Origin of the sequence: Novosphingobium sp. MMS21-SN21R (genome assembly GCF_031846015.1) — a bacterium.
Taxonomy (GTDB): Bacteria; Pseudomonadota; Alphaproteobacteria; order Sphingomonadales; family Sphingomonadaceae; genus Novosphingobium.
This window is the reverse complement of sequence record NZ_JAVRDU010000001.1, coordinates 124084-145502: the sequence shown is the minus strand read 5'-3', so window position 1 is coordinate 145502 and position 21419 is coordinate 124084. Positions and strand designations below refer to the sequence as shown.

The following is a 21419-nucleotide window of genomic DNA, read 5'->3' as shown; positions in this document are numbered from 1 at the left end:
GGGCGAACGCAAGTCCAAAGCGAGGGCAGGGTCTGCCAGCATCGGCCCAACAAAAAAGGGGGCGCAAGGTGCGGCCCCCTTCTTCGTCTTGCGCTGTTCTGACAGCGGTCAGGCTACTTCGGTTCTACCCAGCCGATCGAACCATCACCCCGGCGATAGACCATGTTGTGCGTGCCCGTGGCGGCGTTTTTGAACAGAAGCGCATTGGTGTTGCGCAAGTCGAGCATCATCACCGCATCCGAGACCGAGGCGGTCGGCACATCGACGCGGGTTTCGGCAATGACCAGCGGCGCATCGACCTGTTCTTCCTCACCCTGTTCGTCATGGGCAAAGACAGTATAGGCCGCGTCCTGGACGACCAGATTGGCCTCGTCGGTCTTGCGCGCGTGATCGGCGTTTTCATGGCGATCCTTGAGCCGCCGCTTGTAGCGGCGCAGCTGCTTCTCGATCTTGTCCGCCGACTGGTCGAGCGCATTGTGCGCATCCTGCGAAATGGCACCACCCTTGAGGATCAGGCCGTTGGTGACGTGGGTAACGATGTCACAGCGGAAGCCGCCGTGCGGGGCCTTCCCCATGGTTACATGCGAGGAAAGCGCCCGGGAGAAGTACTTGTCGACGATGGCGGAAAGGCGCTCTTCGGCATGGGTCTGCAAAGCAGCGCCGGTGTCGACCTGGTGTCCCGAAACGCGAATATCCATAAATCACTTCTCCTGTACACTCGTGCGGGACGACCGGGATCAGCGCATCAGCGTGACCAGATCGGCTCGCTGAAACCCGCCATGAATTCGGCATGGCGGGCCAGCTCCTCCGCGCTCGCGGCATGCGGGCGCGGGGAACGGAATATGCGGGTCACCGACGAGGTGACGGCCACGGTTTCCTCGAAGACGCCTGAGGCACCGCCCGGTGCATCGGCAGCCAGTTCGAGGCCGATCTGCCGCCCGCCCTGCAGCTCGACATAGAGCTGGGCGAGCAGTTCCGCATCCAGAAGTGCCCCGTGCTTGGTGCGGTGGCTACGGTCGATCCCGTAGCGCGAGCACAAGGCATCGAGGCTGAGCTTGGCGCCGGGATGTTTGCGGCGGGCAATCGCCACCGTATCGACCATCCGTTCGCGGCTGACGGGCTCCAGCCCGCACATTTCCAGCTCGTTGTTCATAAAGCCAAAGTCAAACCCGGCATTGTGCGCAACCAGCGGCGCATCGCCGATGAAATCGAGGAACTCTGGCGCTTTTTCCGCAAATTTCGGTTTGTCCGACAGGAACGCAATGGACAGGCCGTGAACCGCCTCGGCTTCTGCCGGCATGTCACGCTCGGGATTGAAGTAGCAATGGTAAACCGCGCCTGTCGGCACCCGGTTGACCATCTCGACGCAGCCAATTTCCACCAGTCGATCCCCCGATCTGGGGTCGAGGCCGGTCGTCTCTGTATCGAAAACGATCTCACGCATTAGGGAATATGTGGACCCGCTAGCCGGGGCTGGCAAGGGGAGTCACAGTCAGTCTCGCGGGTTTTTTTCCCGTAGTGCCGCGACCAGCCCTGCCACCTGCCCGCGCGTCTGCTCCAGCGTCACGCCGGTATCGATCATATGGGTTGCCCGCGCACGCTTTTCGGCATCGGGCACTTGCAGCGAGAGGATGTGGGCAAACTTCTCCGGCGTCATCCCCGGCCGCGCCAATACGCGCGCGCGCTGCATTTCGGCCGGGGCGGATACGACGAGCACTGCATCGAGATCTGGTCCGTGCCCTTTCTCAAACAGTAGCGGAATGTCGAACACGATCAGCGATTCACCCATGTGCTCGATCATGAACGCTTCGCGCATCTGCGCGACGGCAGGGTGAACGATGGCTTCCAGCCGCTTCAGCGCCACAGCATCGCCGAACACACGCGTGCCCAATTCCTGCCGCTTCACCCCGTCCGGCCCGGTCGTTCCAGGAAACGCCGCTTCTATGGCCGGCAGCAACACCCCGCCCGGTCCCTGCAACTGATGCACAGCGGCGTCGGCATCGAACACGGGCACGCCCAGTTCGCGCAGCATCAGTGCCACGGCAGACTTGCCCATGCCGATCGAGCCGGTCAGGCCTGCGATGAACGGGCGGCTCATCCCAGCATCCGTTCGCGCAAGGCGACATCAGCCGCCCCGCGCGGCGGCATGGCGCCGAAGAACTTGCGAAAGGCGTGGTCGGCCTGCCCGATCAGCATCGAGAGGCCATCGAAAGTGCGGAAGCCTGCACCCTTGGCAGCCTTCAGGAAATCCGTCTCGAGCGGGCTGGTGACGATATCGTAGAACACAGATCCCGGCGGCGCATGGCTCATGTCGAAACACAGCGCGCCCTGCCCGGTCATGCCCAGCGAGGAGGCATTCACCACCAGATCGAGACAACCCTCGCGGTCGTCGAACGGAAAGTCTGTGGCATCGGCGAAATGATCGAGCGGGGCGACGTGGTGATCGCCCTTCGGATCGAGTTCCTCAAGCAATGCCCGCGCCTTGCCCACATCGCGCCCGGCCAGCACGATGACCATACCCTCTGCGGCCAGCGCCGCGACAATCGCCCGCGCCGCGCCGCCAGTGCCCAGAACGCGCGCCATGCGGAAATAGTGGGTCTGGCCGAGCAAAGGCCGCAAGGGTTCGAGAAACCCCGGTGCATCGGTGTTGTATCCGACCAGCGCGCCACCTTCGCGCACAACCGTGTTGACCGCGCCGATACGCGCGGCCAGCGGATCGAGCCGGTCGATCAGCGGAATCACAGCCTGCTTGTGCGGCATGGTCACATTACAGCCGCGCCAATCAGGGTCGTCGCGCCGCGACGCGAAATAGTCCGCCAGCCCGTCAGCCTTCATATGGACGCGGCGATAGTCGCCCGTAATCCCAAGCTTCTCCAGCCAGAATCCGTGAATGACCGGCGATTTCGATTGCGCGATCGGGTCTCCGATCACTTCGGCATAGGCAAGGCTCAAGCGTCCAGTTCCCCCTCGGCACGCAACGCGCCGAGCAGTGCCAATAGCGGCATTCCCAGAACCGTGAAGTGGCTGCCTTCGACGGATTCGAACAATTGCACACCCAGCGCTTCCATGCGGAACACGCCGACGCAGCCGGAAACGGCGGGCCATTCCCTGTGGAGATAGCTCTGGATAAAGCTGTCGGAAAGTGTGCGGACCTTGAGCTTTGCGTATTCGGTATGGCGCCAGACGCAAGCATTATCGCGCATCAGCACGGCGGCGGAATGCAGATGCATGTCCTTGCCCGAGAAGAAAGCGAGATGTTCGGCGGCGTTTTCGCGGCTGACCGGTTTATCGAACAGCCTTCCGCAAACCTCGACCAGCGAATCCCCGCCCAGCACGAGCCTTCCCGGTGCGGCAACAGAAATGGCTAGCGCCTTGGCTTCGGCCAGGATCATCGCGATATCCGCTGGCGGCACGCCAATCAGTTCGCGCTTGATCGCGCCTTCATCGACATCGCCGCTGCGCGCTTCGAACGGCACGCCCGCCGCTTCGAGCATCATTTTGCGCGAGGCGCTCTGACTCGCCAGGATCAGCGTCATATCGGCTTAACTCCATCCCCGCTGCCACCTGCGGCCCCGCGCTCATTATAGAGATTGATCACTGCCGCCGCCGTCTCCTCGATAGAACGGCGCGAGACGTCGATCACCGGCCAGCCGTTATCGGCAAACATGCGCCGCGCATATTGCACTTCGCGCGTCACCTGATCGTTATCCACATAGGCGGTTTCGGGCGTCTGGTTGAGCGACAGCAGACGGTTGCGCCGCACAGCGATGAGGCGCTCGGGGCTGGTCGTCAGGCCCACTACCATCGGGCGGCGCAGCGAGAACAGCATCGACGGCGGTGGGCTTTCCACCACAACCGGAATATTGGCGACCTTGTAGCCGCGATTGGCGAGATAGATCGAGGTCGGTGTCTTGGAACTGCGCGAGACGCCTGCCAGAACAATGTCGGCCTCTTCCCAATTTTCCCAGTTCACCCCATCATCGTGGGCAATCGTGAACTGAATCGCGTCGACCCGCTTGAAATAGGCTTCGTCCATCATGTGCTGACGGCCGGGGCGGCCCTTGGCCTGCACGCCGAGTTGCTGCTGCAGCGCGTCGGTCACCGTATCGAGCGCGGCAACGCTGGGCAGCCCAAGCGTCACGCAGCGTTGTTCGAGCCGCGCGCGCGTATCGGGATTGACCAGTGTATAAAGCACGAGGCCCGGGTTTGCGGCGATCTCGCCCATGATACGGTCAAGGTGCTGCATCGAGCGCACCATTGGCCAGAAGTGCCGCACGACATCGGCCCCATCGAACTGTGCGAGCGCCGCCTTGGCGATCATTTCCAGCGTCTCGCCGGTGGAATCCGACAGGAGGTGCAGGTGCAAACGCTGCATTCACGCGCCTTTTCTGGGGGGCCGGGACAGCCCTGTGGACACAGGGCCGATAAACCACGGGAGAGAACCGGGGACAAGTTGAACCGGCAATTCCATGCTTCTTTCCAGCCATCCTCACCCCCGGTTGTGGACAGGTGGACAGGCTTTTCCCCAGCCTGTGGAGAGCGTTGAGAACTTTGCCTTGACCCCGTTCCAGACAGAGTCGGACCGCGCAAAAACAGTGGAAGCGGACTCACAAATCAGGCAGAGCGCCGCAATCCCCGCTTTCCACAGGGCCAACTAACACCATCAACCTGATTCTAAGAATCTAGTTTAAGTAGAATGGATCGAAACCCGCGATGCCCGGCCCGCTTCTCGAGACTCTCCAGGGTGCCAATCTTGCCCGCCGCCCGATCTGGCTGATGCGTCAAGCCGGGCGCTATCTGCCCGAGTATCGCGCGCTTCGTGCGGAGCGTGGCGGCTTCCTCAAGCTGGTCTACGATACCGACGCTGCCGCCGAGGTGACCGTCCAGCCGATCCGGCGTTTCGGCTTCGACGGCGCGATCCTGTTTTCGGACATCCTGATCGTGCCTTATGCGATGGGGCAGGACTTGCAGTTCCTGGCAGGCGAAGGTCCGCACCTTTCGCCCCGCCTGCTCGATGCCGCGCTGGAGAGCCTCATAGCTGTCCCTGAGCGCCTCGCGCCGATTTACGAGACCGTGGCCAAGGTGAAGGCTCAGCTGGCGCCTGAGACGACTTTGCTGGGCTTTGCAGGAAGTCCTTGGACGGTGGCGACGTACATGGTCGCAGGCGAAGGCAGCCGCGATCATCACGATACCCGGGCCATGGCCTATCGTGATCCGGGCGCGTTCCAGGCGATCATCGATGCGATCACGGACGTGACCATCGAATACCTCTCGGGCCAGGTCGAAGCAGGCGCAGAAGGCCTGCAACTGTTCGATTCATGGTCTGGCAGCTTGGCCCCTGCGCAATTTGAACGTTGGGTCATCGCGCCAAACGCGAAGATCGCCGCCGAAATGCAGCGCCGCTACCCGCATGTTCCGGTGATCGGCTTCCCGAAGGGCGCGGGCGAGAAGCTTGCCGCCTATGCCCGCGAAACCGGTGTGAATGCGGTGGGTGTGGACGAGACGATCGACCCTCTGTGGGCCGCGCGCGAACTTCCAGCGAACATGCCGGTGCAGGGCAATCTCGATCCGCTGTTGCTGCTTTCGGGCGGCGCGGATCTGGAAACCCAGACGATCCGCGTGCTGGAGGCTTTTGCGGATCGCCCGCATGTGTTCAACCTCGGCCATGGCATCGGCCAGTTCACCCCGATCGAGCATGTCGAGGCTCTGCTGAAGATCGTGCGGGGCTGGTCGCGCTGACCCTTTCGGCCTCTTGCAAACTGCGGCGATCCCACCGAGATAGCGGTCCGGGGCGACCATACGCAGCGACGCGGAACCGCAACTCATGCAGCAGGCATTGGCGATGATCTATCTGTGGTTGAAGGCAGGGCATCTGATCTTCGTGATCTTCTGGATGGCTGGCCTGTTCATGCTGCCCCGGTTTTTCGTCTACCATCAGGAATCGCCTGAAGGCTCGCCCGAAAATGCCATTTGGGTCGACCGCGAGGCCAAGTTGATGAAGATCATCATGTGGCCTTCATTGATCGTCGTCTGGGTGCTCGGCCTTGCGCTGGCGATGAGCATCGGCGCGTTTGCGCAAGGTTGGTTCCATGCCAAACTGGCGTTGGTTCTTGCGCTTACCGGCTATCACTTCTGGCTGGCGAATTACGCGCAGCTGCTCGCCGCCGGTCAGCGCAAACTGACCGGGCGGAAGCTGCGGATGCTCAACGAAGTGCCTGGCATTGCTGCCGCGCTGATCGTGATCCTTGTGATCGTGAAGCCGTTTTAACTGCGCAGGGTTCGCAAGGTATCGCGCGTGGCATTGCGCAGCAGCGTGGCTGGCGCGCGCAATTGTTTCCACTGCGATCCCCAGGCGTTTGCCTTGATTTCAGTAGCCGTGTTGCGGGGAAATGCGGAGCTCTGGCGGGGTAGTCTGATCATCGCGTGATCCTCTCTCCTGCGGGCCGGATGTGTCCGGCGCCATTGCCAATGTACTGTGCCACGAGTCCGGTTTCGGCGCCAACGAATCTGGCTGATTGACTAACCAGCCCACCGCGAATATCCCCGCGACCGACCGGAAACAGATGTGCTGCCCCGTTGCAGCCGCCCTCTCGCTTTCTCCAAGCCCCTTAGAGGCTTCCGGCCATTTCCAGCTTTTGCTTTGGATACCAGTGATATGCATTTGAAAGACCTCAAGAAAAAGACTCCCGCCGAGCTAGTCCAGATGGCCGAAGAGCTCGAGGTTGAAGGCGCGAGCACGCTGCGCCGCCAGGACCTGATGTTTGCGATCCTCAAGGAAATGGCCGAAGACGGCGAGGAAATCCTCGGCATCGGCACGATCGAGGTTCTGCCTGACGGGTTCGGCTTCCTGCGCAGCCCTGAAGCCAATTACCTCGCCGGGCCTGACGACATCTATGTTTCGCCTAACCAGGTCCGCAAATGGGGCCTGCGCACAGGCGATACCGTCGAAGGCGAAGTACGCGCCCCCAAGGATGGCGAGCGCTACTTCTCGATCACCCGCCTGATCAAGGTCAACTTCGACGAGCCTGATGCCGTCCGTCACCGCGTCAATTTCGACAACCTGACCCCGCTCTACCCGAACGAACGCCTGCGTCTCGACACGCTCGACCCCACGGTCAAGGACAAGTCTGCCCGCGTGATCGATCTGGTCAGCCCGCAGGGCAAGGGTCAGCGCGCGCTGATCGTCGCCCCGCCTCGCACCGGCAAGACCGTGCTGCTGCAGAACATGGCCAAGGCGATCACCGACAACCACCCGGAAGTCTTCCTGATCGTCCTGCTGGTCGATGAACGTCCCGAGGAAGTCACCGACATGCAGCGCAGCGTGAAGGGCGAGGTCATTTCCTCGACCTTCGACGAACCCGCAACGCGCCACGTCCAGGTTGCCGAAATGGTCATCGAGAAGGCCAAGCGCCTGGTCGAGCACAAGCGTGACGTCGTGATCCTGCTGGACTCGATCACCCGCCTTGGCCGCGCCTACAACACCGTTGTCCCGTCATCGGGCAAGGTGCTGACCGGCGGTGTTGACGCCAACGCTCTGCAGCGCCCCAAGCGCTTCTTTGGTGCCGCGCGCAATATCGAGGAGGGTGGTTCACTCTCCATCATTGCGACTGCGCTGATCGACACCGGCAGCCGCATGGACGAAGTGATCTTCGAAGAGTTCAAGGGCACCGGCAACTCGGAAATCGTGCTGGACCGCAAGGTTGCCGACAAGCGCATCTTCCCGGCACTCGACGTGGGCAAGAGCGGAACCCGCAAGGAAGAATTGCTCGTCGCCAAGGACCAGCTGTCGAAGATGTGGGTCCTGCGCCGCATCCTCATGCAGATGGGCACCATCGACGCGATGGAATTCCTGCTCGATAAGATGAAGGAATCCAAGACCAACGAGGATTTCTTTGCCACGATGAACCAGTAAGCGCTGGCGCATCAGCAACACGAAAAGCCCGGAGCGATCCGGGCTTTTTTTGCTTTGGCCCAATGTGGAACCGGTCCCGTCCGTTCGGGCAGGGGATAAAATCGGCCCCCTCGCTTGTTTCAGGCCATGATGCCCGCCACATTCCTTCCCATGGCCAGTCGCACGCCAGCCCAGCCTCGCCGCCCGTCCCACACGGGCGTGGTCAAGGCCGTGCTCGGTCCCACCAATACCGGCAAGACCCATCTCGCCATCGAGCGACTCTGCGCGCACTCTTCCGGTGCAATCGGCTTTCCTCTGCGGCTCCTTGCGCGAGAGGTCTATGACCGGGTCTGCGCGATCAAGGGGCCGGACAAGGTCGCGCTGATTACCGGGGAAGAGCGGATCGAGCCGAAAGGCGCGCGCTGGCATCTGTGCACGGTCGAGGCCATGCCCTCGCGCCCCGATCTCGCTTTCGTGGCTCTGGACGAGGCCCAGCTTTCTGCCGATCCCGAACGCGGCCATGTGTTCACTGACCGTCTGCTCCACACCCGCGGGCGGGAGGAGACAATGCTGCTCGGTTCGGCCACGCTGCAACCGATGATCAAGGCGCTGGTGCCCGAAGCGGAAATCGTTTCGCGTCCGCGCTTTTCCACGCTGACTCACGTCGGCGCGAAGAAGCTCTCGCGCATCCCGCCGCGCAGCGCGATTGTCGCGTTCAGTGCCGAGCAGGTCTATGTCATGGCCGAAATGTTGCGGCGCTTTCGCGGCGGCGCGGCTGTCGTCATGGGCGCGCTAAGCCCGCAGACGCGCAATGCCCAGGTCGCGATGTATCAATCGGGCGAGGTCGATTATCTGGTGGCGACCGACGCCATCGGCATGGGCCTCAATCTCGATGTGCACCACGTCGCATTTGCGGGCCTGTCTAAATACGACGGCCACCGCCAGCGGCGGTTGACCACGGCAGAAATGGCGCAGATCGCGGGTCGCGCCGGGCGGCACCAGCGTGATGGCACCTTCGGCACCCTTTCTGGCATGGGTGGGCACGATCCCGAATTCACCCCCGAAGAAATCTACGCAATCGAGGAGCACCGCTTCCCGCCGCTCACCCGCCTGTTCTGGCGCGAGGCCGAGCCGCGCTTTGACAGTCTGGCGACGCTGATCGAGGATCTCGAAAGCCTGCCGCCGCGCGCCGAACTGGCCACGCCGCCGCAATCCATCGATCTTGCCGTGCTCAAGCGATTATCCGAAGAGCCTGAAATCTCCGATATTCGCGGCGCGCGCATGGTGCAGAGGTTCTGGGAAGTCTGCCGTCTGCCCGATTTCCGGCAACAAGGCGAGGAGACGCACAGCCGATTCATCGCTCGCCTGTGGCAGGATTTGCGCCATGGCTATCTCGGCGCAGATTACGTCGCGCAGGCCATCGCGCAACTCGATGTCCCGGCAGGCGATATCGACACGCTGCAAGGCCGCATTTCCGCAATCCGGTCATGGTCGTATATCGCTCAGCGCGCTGACTGGGTGCTGGCGAAGGAAGAAATGTCGGCCCGCGCCCGCGCCGTGGAAACCCGCCTGTCCGATGCCCTGCACGCGCGGCTGACCGAGCGCTTCGTCAATCGCCGTACGACCGTGCTGATGCGCAAGGCAGGCGCTGATGCGGGCCTGCTTCCGGTCCGCCTGTCTGAATCCGGATCGGTGCTGGTGGATGACGAACCCATCGGCCACCTGGAGGGCTTCCGCTTCGTGGTTGATCCCCTCGCCCGTGCAGCGGATCGCAAATTGCTGCTCGCTGCTGCCGAAAGGCACTTGCCCGCGCTGCTGGAATCGCGGGGCGCGGAACTGCTGGCCAGTGCCGGCGAGGCAGGGGGGCTGACCCTTCGCCAAGGTACGATGGTCTGGCGGGACATGATTGTGGCTCGGCTTGAGCGGGGACGCAGCATTCTCGACCCGCGCATCAGGACCGACGCGGCGCTGGATCGCTTGCCTCCACTCCTTAAAGCCCGTGTGACACAGGCTTTGCAGGACTGGTTCGCTGCGCATGTAGGCGGCCTGCTCGGCCCGCTTATCGGTTTGTCACAAGCGAGCCGGGCCAGTGAATCGGGGGCAAACTTGCGCGCGCTGCTGCTGCATCTAGTTGAAGCGGGCGGCATCCTGCCGCGCGATGAATCGGGCCTTGACAGGCTCGATCCGGCGCAGCGTGAACGCATGAAGAAGCTTGGCGTGCGGATCGGTGCGCTCGATCTGTTCGTGCCCGCGATGCTGCGCCCCGCGCCGCTTGCCTTGTGGGCGGCACTGGCGCGGGTGTGGGGCGCAAAGCCGCCCGCGCCGCCGCAATCGGCCAGTCCCGTCGTCAGCAGCAAGGAACCGCTGGCGGGGTATCGCCGCGTGGGCACGCAGAACCTGCGGGTCGACCTTGCGGAAAAGCTGCTTCATGCCGCTCATGCCGCGCGCCTGGCCGCAAAGGGCCGCCGCTTTATTATTGACCCTGCGCTTGCGCGTTCCATGGGACTTTCCACTGCAAGCTTTACAGCCTTGCTGCGTGCTGCCGCTTTTCGCGTATTCGTCCGCCGCCCTTTGCCCGAAGGCGCAGCGGGGCCTGCCATGCCGCCGCTGTGGGAATGGCGGCCTTCGCGTGCCGCTCCGGCCCAGCCATCGCGGTCTCTGCCACCGCCGACCGGGGCCTTTGCCGCGCTTGCGGAACTCGTGACACGTTAGGGGGAGAGCGCCAGTTGCGGATCGACAAGGTGTTGTGGTTCTTGCGATTTTCCGCCTCGCGTGGGTTGGCGCAGGATTGGGTGGCCGATGGTCATATCCGCATCAACGGTCGCCGCATCGAACGCGCCAGTGCCGATGTGAAATGCGGTGATGTGCTGGTTCTGCCGATGCACGCTTGCGTCAAGGTGATCGAGGTTCTTGCCCTACCCGACCGGCGCGGACCGGCGCTGGAAGCCCAAGGCTGTTATCGGGTGCTTGACGATCCGGGTGCAACGCCTCTAGCACGGCTTCAAAGAGATACTGAGGGACGAAATTCGCCATGACCTATGTCGTCACTGACGCCTGCATCCGCTGCAAATTCATGGACTGCGTCGAGGTTTGCCCCGTCGACTGCTTCTATGAAGGCGATAACATGCTGGTGATCAATCCCAGCGAGTGCATCGACTGCGGCGTTTGCGAACCTGAATGCCCGGCCGAAGCGATTCTTCCCGATACCGAATCGGGCCTGGAACAGTGGCTCGAGCTGAACGCGAAGTTCTCGGCGGAATGGCCCAACATCACCGCCAAGAAGGATGCACCTGACGACGCCGACGAGCACAAGGGCGAAGAAGGCAAGTTCGACAAGTACTTCTCGGCCGAGCCCGGCGAAGGCGATTGAGCGAAGGGGCAACCCTGCCCCTTCCCGTCAAGCTGCAATGACGTTTGTTGCTGTCGATCCGGCGGCAACAAACGATTTCCTGTGCGGTGCACACCGAACGGGCTGGTAATTTTATTGCGGAAGTGTTATATGGGCCGCCAAGCGCTGGTGGGCTCCTGCCTGTCCGGCGTCTTTTCACCACGAAAAGGCAGGACAACAAAAGCAAACGGATCGCTGGGCTTCGCAAGACTGCCTGATTGGCGGTACATTGCAGCTTTCTCCCCGAAAAAGCACCCTTACGGTCCTTCGCCCGTCCTGTCCGCGTCGAAAGGAATACCAATGGCAGTCAAGGCTCTCGCCTTCGATGTTGGGGATTATGTCGTTTATCCGAAGCATGGTGTCGGCCGCGTGGTCGAGCTTCAGGACGAAGAAATTGCCGGAATGAAGCTGCAGCTTTACGTTCTGCGCTTCGAAAAGGAACGCATGACGTTGCGCGTTCCGGTGAACAAGGTTGAATCGATCGGCATGCGCAAGCTGTCTTCGGACAAGACCCTGCGCGAAGCCATGGATACGCTCAAGGGCAAGCCCAAGGTCAAGCGCACGATGTGGTCGCGCCGCGCCCAGGAATACGAGGCGAAGATCAATTCGGGCGACCTCGTATCGATCGCCGAAGTGACCCGTGACCTTTTCCGCGCCGATGATCAGCCGGAACAGTCCTATTCCGAACGCCAGATCTTCGAAGCGGCGTCGTCGCGCCTCGCCCGCGAACTCGCGGCGATGGAAAAGACCGACGAGCCGACCGCGCTCAAGAAGATCCTCGCGATCCTCAACGAATATGCGCCGAAGTATTACGAAACGGCTTGACCGTTTCGCCACAGCGGCACTGCAAGAGGCCTCCGGGAAACCGGAGGCCTTTTTCGTTGGAGCCTTCCGACTAACCCCTGTGCCCGATCCACGAACGACTTGGCCTTGATCGTATCACCGTGTTATAACGGCAATACAGTCAGGAGTGAGGTTGCCATGTTTCAGAATATCGTTCGTGCCCTTGCAGGCGTTGCTGTCCTGGGCCTCGCCACGGCGCTTGGCGCCTGTGATGGTGCCGACTTCTCCTTCAACGGAAAGAAGGGTGTGCCGCTGGCAGAGCTGGACATGAACGGCCCTGCCCCCACCTCGATCGCGGTTCTCGGTCCCGACAATGTCCGTGTTACGCGAGGCGACAAGCTGGCGATCACGGTCGAGGGTGAAGGCGCGGACAAGCTGCGATTCGCACTGTCCGAAGGCCAGCTCGGCATCGCGCGCGACGATTGGAAGATCGGCATGTCCGAACGGACCGCCACTGTAAACGTCACCCTGCCCATGCTCAGTGAGGTTGTTCTGGCCGGCTCCGGCAACCTGACCGCAGATCAGATGGGCGGCAATGACGCGAAGATCACTGTTGCCGGATCGGGGACGGTCGAGGCCCGCGCCATCGATGTGCAGAAACTGGGCGTCGACGTGGTCGGCTCGGGCAAGCTGCGCGCAGCAGGCAAGGCGAAGGAACTGAAGATGACCGTCGCCGGCAGCGGCGATGCAGAGATGGACGGTCTCAATGTCGACGATGCCAAGATCGACGTCGCAGGGTCGGGCAACGCGCGCTTCGCCTCCAACGGCCATGTCAACGCCACTATTATGGGCTCGGGCGAGGTCCGCGTCTTCGGCCGTGCTACCTGCAAGGTGTCGTCCATGGGCTCAGGCAAGCTGGTCTGCGAAAACGGCGTGACGCCAGACGATGGACAGAGCGAAGCGGCAGGTGAACAGTAACCCACCGCTCTCGTTTCATCGCATCCGGGCATGATCGACCTTGCCAAACCTCCGTCCGCATGGGATTTTCTCGCGCGGCACGGAGGGCTGGGCATGAAGCGTCGCATTATCGCAGTTTTGATCAGCGTTGCACTTTTGCCCGGCTGCGTGGCCAAAAGTGCGTTCGATCTGGCCACCGCGCCAGTTCGCGTCGGCAGCAAGGCGGTTAGCACCACTGCCGGGCTTTATGACCGCGTTACGGTCAGCCAGTCGGAGCAGGACCAGAAGCGCGGGCGCGAAATCCGCAAGCGTGAGGAGCGCTATGGCCGCCTCTCGCGCGATTACGATCGTGCCAGCCGCGATTGCCGCGATGGCGATGATGACGCCTGCGATGCAGCGCGCCAGATCTATGCCGAGATGGACGCGATGCGCAGCGCGGTCCCTTAGGCTCAGGACCTATTTCCGGCGCCTCGAAGGCGCAGGAAATAGGTCCTGACCCTACGAGCGTTAGGCCGCCGCGCGCCGCAGCCTGTCGTTGATGGCAGTGCCGATGCCTTTGTCGGGTATGGTTGCAACGGCGATTAGTGAATGGGGCGCAGCGGCGCCTAGATGCAGGCAGGTGTAAAGCCGCGCGGCCGCTTCGGCGAGATCGCCACTGGCCGACAGCGAGACATCGCCGCCGACCGCACCGAACCCGATAAGGAATTCCCCTTCGCGCGCCTCGCTGGCCTCAAGCCGGACCGGCTTTCCGGGCGCGTAGTGGCTGGCCAACTGTCCGGGTGCCTCGATTATTGATGACGTCACGACGTCACTTTTGCCACCGAGAACGCCTGCAATCTGCGCTGCGGTGATCGGTCCGGGGCGCAGCACGGCCCATGATCCGTCCTCCCGCAGCCCGACGATCGTGGATTCGATCCCCTGCTCTGTCTCGCCGCCATCGAGGATCATGTTTGCGCGGTCACCCAGCGAATGGGCGACGTGGGCGGCGCTGGTGGGACTGACGCCGCCGCTGCGATTTGCGGAAGGGGCCGCCAACGGCAATCCACAGGTTTTCAACAGGGCTTGCATCACAGGATGAGCGGGGCATCGAAGGGCCACGGTGGGCAGGCCCGCACTCACTGCCGCTGCCAATGCGGCGTCCTCGCGGCGAGGCAGGACCATAGTCAGCGCGCCTGGCCAGAACGCTTGCGCCAGCTCGAGCGCACGTCCATCGAAACAGGCAAGGCCCTGCGCTGCCGTAACGTCAGGAACGTGCACGATGAGCGGGTTGAAGTCCGGTCTGCCCTTGGCGCGATAGATACCGGCGACCGCCGCATCGCTGTCTGCCCTGGCGGCAAGGCCGTAGACCGTCTCTGTCGGCACTGCGACCGTCCCGCCCGCTTCAATTATCCGCGCGGCCTGAGCCACCCCGAGGTCATTGGCGATATGCACGTTCGAAGGCTTTGTCGGCTCCATCGCTTCTCGCTATAGGGAGCGCGCCGGTGCGTGCAAGTGCGCCTGCGAGGGAGAATTGTCATGTCGTTCACGCCGCCCACCGCCGACCAGATATTGGCCATCAAGATCAGTGCCGGTATCGATGAGATCGCGGAAGCGGAGCGTTATTCTGCGGCTACGCCCGATCTGGTCGAAGCCATTGTCGAAGGTATTGGTGCCTTTGCAGCGGGCGAATGGGCACCGCTCCACCGGATCGGCGATCAGGTCGGCGCGAAGTGGAGCAATGGCACTGTCACCCTGCCCGCTGGCTACACCGAAGCGTACAAGGCTTTTGTAGAACAGGGCTGGGGCTCAATTTCCGGACCTGAGGCCTTTGGCGGCCAGGGCCTGCCCTTTACGCTGGCAACAGCCGTTCTCGAAACACTGGGCGCGGCCAACATGGGCTTTACGCTTCTGCCCATTCTCACCGTAGGTGCGATCGAGGCGCTCGATCATCACGGCAGCGAGGCGCAGAAGGGACTGTACTTGCCCCGACTGATCAGCGGCGAATGGTCCGGCACGATGAACCTGACAGAGCCGCAGGCAGGGTCTGACGTAGGAGCACTGCGCACCACCGCCACGCCGATCAGCGATGGACCGCACGCGGGCAAGTATCGCATTGCCGGCACCAAGATCTACATCACTTTCGGTGAGCATGAGGCGGCCGAGAACATCGTCCATCTGGTGCTTGCACGCACGCCGGACGCGCCCGAAGGTTCGCGCGGCATCTCGCTGTTCGTGGTGCCGAAGTTCCACGTGGAACAGGACGGTAGCCTTGGTGCGCGCAACGACGTCACCTGCGTTTCCATCGAACACAAGCTCGGCATCCATTCCTCGCCCACCTGCGTGATGTCCTACGGCGACGAGGGCGAATGTATCGGCGAGATGGTCGGCTACGAAAATGGCGGGCTGCGCGCCATGTTCACGATGATGAACTCGGCGCGCATCAATGTCGGGAGCCAGGGCGTGCAGATTGCCGAGCGCGCTTTGCAGCAGGCGAGTGCCTATGCGCGCGACCGCGTTCAGTCTGCCCGCGCTGGTTCAGCTGACAAGAATCCCGTGCCGATCATCGAGCACCCCGATGTGCGCCGTATGCTGATGCGGATGCGCGCGTTGACGGAGGGCGCACGGGCACTGCTCTATTACACCGCAGGACAAGTGGATCGCGGTGCGCTTGGAGACGAGGCCGCGCAGAAGCGCGCCGAAACGCTCGTGCCCATGCTCAAGGCCTGGGGCACCGACATCGGTTGCGAAGTCGCCAGTCTCGGCATTCAGGTCCACGGCGGCATGGGCTTCGTCGAGGAGACGGGCGCAGCGCAGCATTACCGCGATGCCCGCATTGCCCCGATATATGAAGGCACCAACGGCATTCAGGCGGCCGACCTGGTTACGCGCAAGCTCGGCTACGAAAACGGCGGTGTGCTGCAGGCCTTGATGGCGCAGATTGCTTCCGAGATGGAGGATGTGCCTGAAGTCGCGGCGCTGGCCAGGGATGCTGCTGCCATCGGTCAGTGGATGGTCACCAGCGCGTCGCTCGATGACAAGCTGGCAGGTTCTGTCCCGTTCACCACGATGTGCGCGGTTGCCGTGGCCGGGTGGCAGCTTGGCCGCCAGTCGCGCGAATCGGGCCTCCACAGCAAGACGGCGGTGACCAAGTTCTTCAACCGTGTGATCGTGCCAGAGGCGCGCGGACTGGGGTCGTCTGCCATGGCGGGCGCAGCCCTGCTTTATGATCTCGATGCGGCGGCGCTTGCAGGATGAGCGAAGTGCTGCTGGCCCGGATTGCCGACGCCTTGGAGCGGTTGGCGCCTGCCCCCCTGCCTGCAGCGGATTGGCTCGCCTTCCCGGCTTATGTCTGGGACGGGTCGGCGGCACGCGGGATTCCGTCGCTCGATGCGCCTGCGCTCGGCCTTATGCAGGGCATTGACAAGCAGAAGGCCGCCGTGGTGGAGAACGTCGCGCGTCTCGCGCATGAGGCGGCTGCCCATGACATGCTGCTATGGGGCTCGCGCGGGATGGGCAAGTCGGCGCTGCTGCGCGCCGCAACGCTTGCAGCGCAGGAGGCCGCGCCCGGATCAATCGCGCTGGTTCAGGCAAGCCCCGATGCGGGTCTGGCGGACCTGTTCACTGCCTTGCGCGGCGTGGACCGCCGGTTCCTTGTTTTCCTGGACGATCTCGGATTCGACGCTGGCGACAGCTCCGGCGCGCGCAAGTTGCGGTCGTGGCTTGAAGGCGGGGTCGAAGCCCGCCCCGCGAATGTCCGCCTGGCAGTGACTTCCAACCGCCGCGCGATTGTCGAACGACATCTGTCCGAGCAGGACGACCCGATCAACCCGCGCGACGTGATCGATGATCGTCTGGCGCTGGCGGATCGCTTCGGCCTCAGCCTTGGTTTTCACAACTGCACCCAGGACGATTATCTGGCGATCATCGCGGGCTATGCCGCGCATTACGCGCTGGACTGGGACGAGGGCGATGCGCTTGAATGGTCCAAGCGCCGGGGTGGTCGTTCCGGCCGCGTCGCGTGGCAATATGTCAACGAACTCGCCGGTAGAGCGGGTCGCCTGCTTTCATAAATCCTCGTTTCCGTTCGTGTCGAGCGAAGCCGGGACACGGTATGATGGTGTCTCGACAAGCTCGACTCGAAGGGGACTTGGCGTGATCGTCAGGGCTTGGGCTTCACCAGATCCGAATCCGCATTGGGCTTCATGATATAGCGCCCGGTGCCTTCGGGTTGCGGCGGGGCGGTGCGCTTTGGCAGGACCACCGCTGCGGCTGCGGGCTGCGCGCCTGGTGCAATGACCCGCCAGATCACGCCGCCGGTGTCATCGCTGACCAGCAGTGCGCCATCCTTGGCGAAGGCTACCCAGGTCGGGCGGCCTCGCGCTGCTTCATCGTCGGTCAGGAAGCCGGTCAGCACCGGAACCGGTGGCTGCTTGAGCACGTTGCCGCGATCGTCAAAGCCGACGAATACCACATCGTAGCCAGACAATGGACGGCGGTTCCATGAGCCATGGCGGGCCACGAAGGCGCCGCTGGCAAACTTGCCGCCCATGCGGTTGCCGCCCTTCGAGAAGGCGAGGCCCAGCGCCGCGACGTGGGCGCCGAGGCCGTATTCGGGCTTGCGCACGTATTCCATCAGGTATTCAGGCATCGGCGCTTCCACCCGCCAGTCGATGTTCTTCTTCCAGTAAGCCCAGGGCCAACCGTAGTTCGCGCCGAAGGGCACGTTGGTCAGGTAATCGGGCACGAGGTCCGAGCCGAGCATGTCGCGCTCGTTGACTGTGGTCCACAGTTCCTCGCTATTGGGATTCCAGTCGAGCCCGTTGGGATTGCGCAGGCCGCCTGCGAATTCGCGCGAGCGCTTCTTGGTGAAGTCATACTCGTGGATGGTGGCACGGCCCTTCTCGACGTCGATGCCGTTCTCGGCAATGTTCGAGGATGAGCCGACGGTTACATAAAGCAACGAGCCGTCGGAGTTCAGCAGCAGGTTGCGCGCCCAATGGTTGCCGCCACCCGGCAGGTCCATCAGCTTCTCGGGCTTGCCGGTCAGCGTCGTCTGGCCCAGCGCATAAGGGAACGACAGCACGGCGTTGTGATTGGCCACCAGCAGGCGGCCGTCGCGGTAAGCCATGCCGAAGGGCGAATCGAGCGCAGGGTTCTCCATCACGAAGCGCTGCTCGGCCTGGCCATCGCCATCGCCGTCGCGCAGCAGCACGATTTTGTTGGGTGAAGGACCGCCCGCACCGACCTTGCGGAACAGATAACCCATTACCATGCCGGTGATCCCGCCGCCATCACCGCGGGGCGGGGAATTGGTCTCGGCCACCAGCACGTCGCCGTTTTCCAGAACGACCACGGTGCGCGGATGGTTGAGCTTGTCGGCAAAGCGGCTGACCTGAAGCCCTTGCGCAGGTACAGGCGCTTCTCCATCCTTCCAGCCAATGGGATCGGCCGTCTTGATTGTCGGGATGGTCTGTTCATCGGGATCGGCCAGCTTGGGCCGCGAGCCGGTGGTCTCGTCCAGCGTGAATTGGGCAGACGTGCCATGGATCGACCAGGCGACATAAGCGCCGATCAACGCGAGGATCACGACCAGCGTGATCAGGATTTTCTTGAGCAGGTTCATGGGCGTGAATCTATGTCCCCCACGCGCCAAGAGCAATGGGCGCTGGCAAGGAGAAGTTGCGCCGCGCGACTTTTCGTTTCGGCTTCGCTAGAACGGCGCCATGTTCAGTTTTGCACCCACCCCAGGCCAGTCAAAGGCCGACCTTCATGCCGACCTGCTTGGTGCCGCCCGCGCCCTCACCGATGGTGAGCCCGACGGCATTGCCAACATGGCGAATATTGCCGCGCTGATCTGGCAGTTCCTGCCCGATCTCAACTGGGCCGGCTTTTACCGGATGGTTGATGGTGCGCTCGTACTCGGCCCGTTTGTCGGTAAGCCTGCCTGCATCCGCATTGCGATGGGTCAGGGTGTGTGCGGCGCGGCGGCGCAAAGCGGGCAGACCCAGCTCGTGCCTGACGTCCATGCCTTTCCCGGCCACATCGCCTGCGACGATGCGAGTCGCTCAGAACTGGTCGTCCCGGTCCTGCGTGATGGAGTCGTCATCGCGGTGATCGATCTCGATAGCCCCTCCCCCGCCCGGTTTGACGATGACGATGCGCGAGGGATCGAGGCTCTGGCAGCGGGGATTGCGGCGCGCATCTGATTCCTGACCCGAATCGGGACAGCGCAGACTCTGACGGGTGCAGATGTTGGTTTTCTGCGGGTTTCAATGGTAAGTTTGCGGTTAACAGCCGGTGCCGTTCGCGCCGGGCCCTCTGGGGGAACCGCAAGATGCTGCGTCTCAAGACTTTTTCCGCAATGAGTGGTGCCGCGCTCGTCCTTTCCGCACTTTCCGCCTCGCCTGCTGCAGCAAAGGACCATCACGGCGGCCAAATGCACGGTGGATGGCAGGGTCAGTCCTATGGACAAGGACCGATCTACTATCCGCCGATGATGGGCGCGCCCTGGCCTACAACGGTCATGGTGCAGCCGATGAACGGCCAGCAGGTCTATCCACAACAGGCCTATCCGCAGCAGGCATATCCCCAGCAAGGCTACCCGCAGGCTGATCCCCGCTGGAACGAGATGGAAAGCCGTTGCCGCAAGGTTTATGGTGACCGCGGCATTGGTGGGGCGTTGCTCGGTGGGCTTATCGGGGGCGTTCTTGGCAACCGTGTCGTGGATGGCAATCGCACGCTCGGCACGGTGGCAGGTGCTGCCGTCGGTGCCATCGCGGGCACTGTGATCGACAAGGCCGAGGACAAGGATTTGCGCCGCGAGTGCGACGACTACGCCCGCTCGGTGCAGCAGCAGGGGGCTTATGCCCCCTACCCAGCCTACGGCGCGTCAGGCTATGCACCCTACGGCTACGTGATGGTTCCGGTGATGCTCCCGCCTCAGAAACCCTGCGTCGAAACGACTGTCGTCACCGAGCGCTGGGTGGATCAACCCGTACGTCATCGCTACATCCCGCGCCGTGCCCCGGTGATCCGTGACAAGCGCGTGAAGGAAAAGCGCGTCTACACCGGTTGATCGCTCATCCGTCCTGCGTTCCACGTGAAACGGCCCGACTTGCGGAAGGCGGGCTGTTTCCGTTTTTACATGCCCACGACCAACAGACGGACGCGCTCAAACCTTCAGAGCTTGCGCCCGATCAGCTCCTTCATGATCTCGTTCGTCCCGCCGAAGATGCGCATGACGCGCGCGCCGCGCCAAGCCCGGGCAATGGCATATTCGTTCATGTACCCAGCGCCGCCGTGCAGCTGAAGGCACTTGTCCATGATCTCCCACTGCAATTCGGTGTGCCACAGCTTCGCCGCAGCGCCTTCTTCGGGCGTCAGTTCCTTGCGCAAGTGCCGCGCCAGCGCCCAGTCGAGATGCGCCCAGCCCACCTGAAGCTTTGATTTGAGATCGGCCAAGGTGAAGCGGGTATTCTGAAAGTCGAGGATCGGTTTGCCGAACGCCTTGCGCTCGCGCGTGAACTCGACCGTATCGTCGAAGGCCTTCTGCGCCGATGATTGCGCGCTGATCGCTATCGACAGGCGCTCCTGCGGCAACTCGCTCATCAGGTAGATGAAGCCCTTGCCCTCTTCACCGAGGCAATTGGTGATCGGCACGCGCACGTCTTCAAAGAACAGCTCCGACGTGTCGGCTTCATCCTGACCGATCTTGTCGAGATTGCGGCCGCGCTTGAAGCCTTCGCGGTCGGCCTCGACCAGAACGATGGAGACGCCCTTCCACGCGGGCTGAATGTCGGTGTCGGTCTTGCAGCAGACCAGGATCAGGTCGGCGTTCTGGCCATTGGTGATATAGGTCTTCGACCCGTTGATCACGTAATGGTTGCCGTCCTTCTTTGCCGTAGTGCGCATTCCCTGGAGGTCTGACCCTGTGCCGGGTTCGGTCATGGCAATTGCGGTTATCACTTCACCAGAAACCATTCTGGGCAGCCACTTCTGCTTCTGCTCTTCTGACCCGTAGGAGATGATGTAATTCACCACGATGTCCGATTGCAGCGAAAAGCCGGTGGTTACGCGGCCGTAATAGGCGCTCTCTTCGTCCACGATGGCGTTATACCCGAAGTCGAGACCCAGGCCGCCGTAGGCTTCGGGCACTGTCGGGCAGAGAAGCCCGAGTACGCCGGCCTTGGGCCAGACTTCCTTGGGGACGATCCCAGCTTCACCCCATTTCTCGGCATTGGGTGCGATTTCGTCGACCAGGAAACGGCGGACCGTTTGGCGGAACGCTTCGTGGTCCTCGTTATAAGCGCTGCGCGGGATCGCATCGAGCGACATGGCAATTCTCTCCGGTTATGGTCTGGTTGCGCGCAGGGTAAGCGCGACCAAGCCATCCGGTCAACGAGAATTTAATCGATCAATTAA

At 62.7% G+C, this 21419-nt stretch carries 23 protein-coding genes; 13 read left to right on the top strand and 10 right to left on the bottom strand.

Features of this window, described 5'->3' with window-relative positions; genetic code table 11:
- Positions 1–113: 113 nt before the first annotated feature.
- Genes hpf through RM192_RS00710 form a run of 6 tightly spaced genes read right to left on the bottom strand, consistent with a single transcriptional unit; the run spans position 114 to position 4375 of the window.
- Positions 114–698: a ribosome hibernation-promoting factor, HPF/YfiA family gene (gene hpf, locus RM192_RS00735; RefSeq protein ID WP_311505596.1), complete on the bottom strand. Its 585-nt coding sequence runs from the start codon at positions 696–698 to the stop codon at positions 114–116.
- 47 nt (positions 699–745) lie between these two features.
- The gene (gene dnaQ / locus RM192_RS00730; protein WP_311505595.1) at positions 746–1444 is read right to left on the bottom strand and encodes a DNA polymerase III subunit epsilon; all 699 of its coding nucleotides are present in this window, start codon (positions 1442–1444) and stop codon (positions 746–748) included.
- 48 nt (positions 1445–1492) lie between these two features.
- The gene (coaE, locus tag RM192_RS00725) at positions 1493–2098 is read right to left on the bottom strand and encodes a dephospho-CoA kinase (RefSeq protein ID WP_311505594.1); all 606 of its coding nucleotides are present in this window, start codon (positions 2096–2098) and stop codon (positions 1493–1495) included.
- Entirely contained in the window at positions 2095–2952 is an 858-nt protein-coding gene (gene aroE, locus RM192_RS00720) for a shikimate dehydrogenase (RefSeq protein ID WP_311505593.1), read from the bottom strand. The genes coaE and aroE overlap by 4 nt, the downstream gene beginning before the upstream one ends.
- Entirely contained in the window at positions 2949–3536 is a 588-nt protein-coding gene (locus RM192_RS00715; protein WP_311505591.1) for a nucleoside triphosphate pyrophosphatase, read from the bottom strand. The genes aroE and RM192_RS00715 overlap by 4 nt, the downstream gene beginning before the upstream one ends.
- Positions 3533–4375, bottom strand: coding sequence for a pyruvate, water dikinase regulatory protein (locus RM192_RS00710; RefSeq protein ID WP_311505590.1), 843 nt, complete (start codon positions 4373–4375; stop codon positions 3533–3535). Before RM192_RS00710 ends, RM192_RS00715 begins: the two co-directional genes overlap by 4 nt.
- A gap of 338 nt (positions 4376–4713) precedes the next feature.
- Here RM192_RS00710 and hemE point away from each other — a divergent pair, with 338 nt between their 5' ends.
- Together hemE and RM192_RS00700 are read left to right on the top strand one after the other, a co-directional pair.
- Positions 4714–5739 carry a uroporphyrinogen decarboxylase gene (hemE, locus tag RM192_RS00705; RefSeq protein WP_311505589.1) on the top strand — a complete coding sequence of 342 codons (1026 nt, stop codon included), beginning with the start codon at positions 4714–4716 and terminating at the stop codon, positions 5737–5739.
- An 85-nt stretch (positions 5740–5824) separates the two neighbouring features.
- On the top strand, positions 5825–6268 hold the full coding sequence (locus RM192_RS00700) for a CopD family protein (protein WP_311505588.1): 444 nt from the start codon (positions 5825–5827) through the stop codon (positions 6266–6268).
- Here RM192_RS00700 and RM192_RS00695 read toward each other — a convergent pair.
- The gene (locus tag RM192_RS00695) at positions 6265–6420 is read right to left on the bottom strand and encodes a hypothetical protein (protein WP_311505586.1); all 156 of its coding nucleotides are present in this window, start codon (positions 6418–6420) and stop codon (positions 6265–6267) included. The two genes, RM192_RS00700 and RM192_RS00695, sit on opposite strands and share 4 nt — an antisense overlap.
- 235 nt (positions 6421–6655) lie before the next feature.
- Here RM192_RS00695 and rho point away from each other — a divergent pair, with 235 nt between their 5' ends.
- From rho to RM192_RS00660, 7 genes are all read left to right on the top strand, one after another.
- Entirely contained in the window at positions 6656–7912 is a 1257-nt protein-coding gene (gene rho / locus RM192_RS00690) for a transcription termination factor Rho (protein WP_311505585.1), read from the top strand.
- A gap of 150 nt (positions 7913–8062) precedes the next feature.
- Positions 8063–10603, top strand: coding sequence for a helicase-related protein (locus RM192_RS00685; RefSeq protein WP_311505584.1), 2541 nt, complete (start codon positions 8063–8065; stop codon positions 10601–10603).
- A 14-nt stretch (positions 10604–10617) separates the two neighbouring features.
- On the top strand, positions 10618–10926 hold the full coding sequence (locus RM192_RS00680; protein WP_311505583.1) for an RNA-binding S4 domain-containing protein: 309 nt from the start codon (positions 10618–10620) through the stop codon (positions 10924–10926).
- On the top strand, positions 10923–11261 hold the full coding sequence (gene fdxA, locus RM192_RS00675) for a ferredoxin FdxA (RefSeq protein WP_311505582.1): 339 nt from the start codon (positions 10923–10925) through the stop codon (positions 11259–11261). Before RM192_RS00680 ends, fdxA begins: the two co-directional genes overlap by 4 nt.
- 318 nt (positions 11262–11579) lie before the next feature.
- Positions 11580–12104 (top strand): CarD family transcriptional regulator, encoded by a 525-nt coding sequence (locus RM192_RS00670; protein WP_311505581.1) that lies wholly within the window; start codon positions 11580–11582, stop codon positions 12102–12104.
- A 156-nt stretch (positions 12105–12260) separates the two neighbouring features.
- On the top strand, positions 12261–13040 hold the full coding sequence (locus RM192_RS00665) for a head GIN domain-containing protein (RefSeq protein ID WP_311505580.1): 780 nt from the start codon (positions 12261–12263) through the stop codon (positions 13038–13040).
- Between the two features lie 93 nt (positions 13041–13133).
- The gene (locus RM192_RS00660; RefSeq protein ID WP_311505579.1) at positions 13134–13466 is read left to right on the top strand and encodes a hypothetical protein; all 333 of its coding nucleotides are present in this window, start codon (positions 13134–13136) and stop codon (positions 13464–13466) included.
- 60 nt (positions 13467–13526) lie between these two features.
- On the opposite strand, the gene RM192_RS00655 is transcribed toward RM192_RS00660, so the two are convergent.
- Positions 13527–14474 (bottom strand): L-threonylcarbamoyladenylate synthase, encoded by a 948-nt coding sequence (locus tag RM192_RS00655; RefSeq protein ID WP_311505578.1) that lies wholly within the window; start codon positions 14472–14474, stop codon positions 13527–13529.
- Positions 14475–14534: 60 nt separating this feature from the next.
- On the opposite strand from RM192_RS00655, the gene RM192_RS00650 reads away from it, so the two are divergent.
- Positions 14535–16253 (top strand): acyl-CoA dehydrogenase family protein, encoded by a 1719-nt coding sequence (locus RM192_RS00650; protein WP_311505577.1) that lies wholly within the window; start codon positions 14535–14537, stop codon positions 16251–16253.
- Complete coding sequence (locus RM192_RS00645) at positions 16250–17068, top strand: DUF815 domain-containing protein (RefSeq protein ID WP_311505576.1); 819 nt, start codon at positions 16250–16252, stop codon at positions 17066–17068. The genes RM192_RS00650 and RM192_RS00645 overlap by 4 nt, the downstream gene beginning before the upstream one ends.
- 89 nt (positions 17069–17157) lie before the next feature.
- Here RM192_RS00645 and RM192_RS00640 read toward each other — a convergent pair whose 3' ends face one another.
- Positions 17158–18621 (bottom strand): sorbosone dehydrogenase family protein, encoded by a 1464-nt coding sequence (locus RM192_RS00640; protein ID WP_311505575.1) that lies wholly within the window; start codon positions 18619–18621, stop codon positions 17158–17160.
- Positions 18622–18721: 100 nt separating this feature from the next.
- On the opposite strand from RM192_RS00640, the gene RM192_RS00635 reads away from it, so the two are divergent.
- Together RM192_RS00635 and RM192_RS00630 are read left to right on the top strand one after the other, a co-directional pair.
- Positions 18722–19204 carry a GAF domain-containing protein gene (locus RM192_RS00635; protein ID WP_311505574.1) on the top strand — a complete coding sequence of 161 codons (483 nt, stop codon included), beginning with the start codon at positions 18722–18724 and terminating at the stop codon, positions 19202–19204.
- Between the two features lie 128 nt (positions 19205–19332).
- Positions 19333–20073: a glycine zipper 2TM domain-containing protein gene (locus tag RM192_RS00630; RefSeq protein WP_311505573.1), complete on the top strand. Its 741-nt coding sequence runs from the start codon at positions 19333–19335 to the stop codon at positions 20071–20073.
- A 104-nt stretch (positions 20074–20177) separates the two neighbouring features.
- Here RM192_RS00630 and RM192_RS00625 read toward each other — a convergent pair whose 3' ends face one another.
- Positions 20178–21332 carry an acyl-CoA dehydrogenase family protein gene (locus tag RM192_RS00625; protein WP_311505572.1) on the bottom strand — a complete coding sequence of 385 codons (1155 nt, stop codon included), beginning with the start codon at positions 21330–21332 and terminating at the stop codon, positions 20178–20180.
- Between the last annotated feature and the right edge of the window lie 87 nt (positions 21333–21419).

What these genes read in the sequence shown, in the direction of transcription:
- hpf (WP_311505596.1), bottom strand. Translation starts at nt 698, where the DNA reads ATGGATATTCGCGTTTCGGGACACCAGGTCGACACCGGCGCTGCTTTG.
- dnaQ (WP_311505595.1), bottom strand. Translation starts at nt 1,444, where the DNA reads ATGCGTGAGATCGTTTTCGATACAGAGACGACCGGCCTCGACCCCAGA.
- coaE (WP_311505594.1), bottom strand. Translation starts at nt 2,098, where the DNA reads ATGAGCCGCCCGTTCATCGCAGGCCTGACCGGCTCGATCGGCATGGGC.
- RM192_RS00715 (WP_311505591.1), bottom strand. Translation starts at nt 3,536, where the DNA reads ATGACGCTGATCCTGGCGAGTCAGAGCGCCTCGCGCAAAATGATGCTC.
- RM192_RS00710 (WP_311505590.1), bottom strand. Translation starts at nt 4,375, where the DNA reads ATGCAGCGTTTGCACCTGCACCTCCTGTCGGATTCCACCGGCGAGACG.
- hemE (WP_311505589.1), top strand. Translation starts at nt 4,714, where the DNA reads ATGCCCGGCCCGCTTCTCGAGACTCTCCAGGGTGCCAATCTTGCCCGC.
- RM192_RS00700 (WP_311505588.1), top strand. Translation starts at nt 5,825, where the DNA reads ATGCAGCAGGCATTGGCGATGATCTATCTGTGGTTGAAGGCAGGGCAT.
- RM192_RS00695 (WP_311505586.1), bottom strand. Translation starts at nt 6,420, where the DNA reads ATGATCAGACTACCCCGCCAGAGCTCCGCATTTCCCCGCAACACGGCT.
- rho (WP_311505585.1), top strand. Translation starts at nt 6,656, where the DNA reads ATGCATTTGAAAGACCTCAAGAAAAAGACTCCCGCCGAGCTAGTCCAG.
- RM192_RS00685 (WP_311505584.1), top strand. Translation starts at nt 8,063, where the DNA reads ATGGCCAGTCGCACGCCAGCCCAGCCTCGCCGCCCGTCCCACACGGGC.
- fdxA (WP_311505582.1), top strand. Translation starts at nt 10,923, where the DNA reads ATGACCTATGTCGTCACTGACGCCTGCATCCGCTGCAAATTCATGGAC.
- RM192_RS00670 (WP_311505581.1), top strand. Translation starts at nt 11,580, where the DNA reads ATGGCAGTCAAGGCTCTCGCCTTCGATGTTGGGGATTATGTCGTTTAT.
- RM192_RS00665 (WP_311505580.1), top strand. Translation starts at nt 12,261, where the DNA reads ATGTTTCAGAATATCGTTCGTGCCCTTGCAGGCGTTGCTGTCCTGGGC.
- RM192_RS00660 (WP_311505579.1), top strand. Translation starts at nt 13,134, where the DNA reads ATGAAGCGTCGCATTATCGCAGTTTTGATCAGCGTTGCACTTTTGCCC.
- RM192_RS00655 (WP_311505578.1), bottom strand. Translation starts at nt 14,474, where the DNA reads ATGGAGCCGACAAAGCCTTCGAACGTGCATATCGCCAATGACCTCGGG.
- RM192_RS00650 (WP_311505577.1), top strand. Translation starts at nt 14,535, where the DNA reads ATGTCGTTCACGCCGCCCACCGCCGACCAGATATTGGCCATCAAGATC.
- RM192_RS00645 (WP_311505576.1), top strand. Translation starts at nt 16,250, where the DNA reads ATGAGCGAAGTGCTGCTGGCCCGGATTGCCGACGCCTTGGAGCGGTTG.
- RM192_RS00640 (WP_311505575.1), bottom strand. Translation starts at nt 18,621, where the DNA reads ATGAACCTGCTCAAGAAAATCCTGATCACGCTGGTCGTGATCCTCGCG.
- RM192_RS00635 (WP_311505574.1), top strand. Translation starts at nt 18,722, where the DNA reads ATGTTCAGTTTTGCACCCACCCCAGGCCAGTCAAAGGCCGACCTTCAT.
- RM192_RS00630 (WP_311505573.1), top strand. Translation starts at nt 19,333, where the DNA reads ATGCTGCGTCTCAAGACTTTTTCCGCAATGAGTGGTGCCGCGCTCGTC.
- RM192_RS00625 (WP_311505572.1), bottom strand. Translation starts at nt 21,332, where the DNA reads ATGTCGCTCGATGCGATCCCGCGCAGCGCTTATAACGAGGACCACGAA.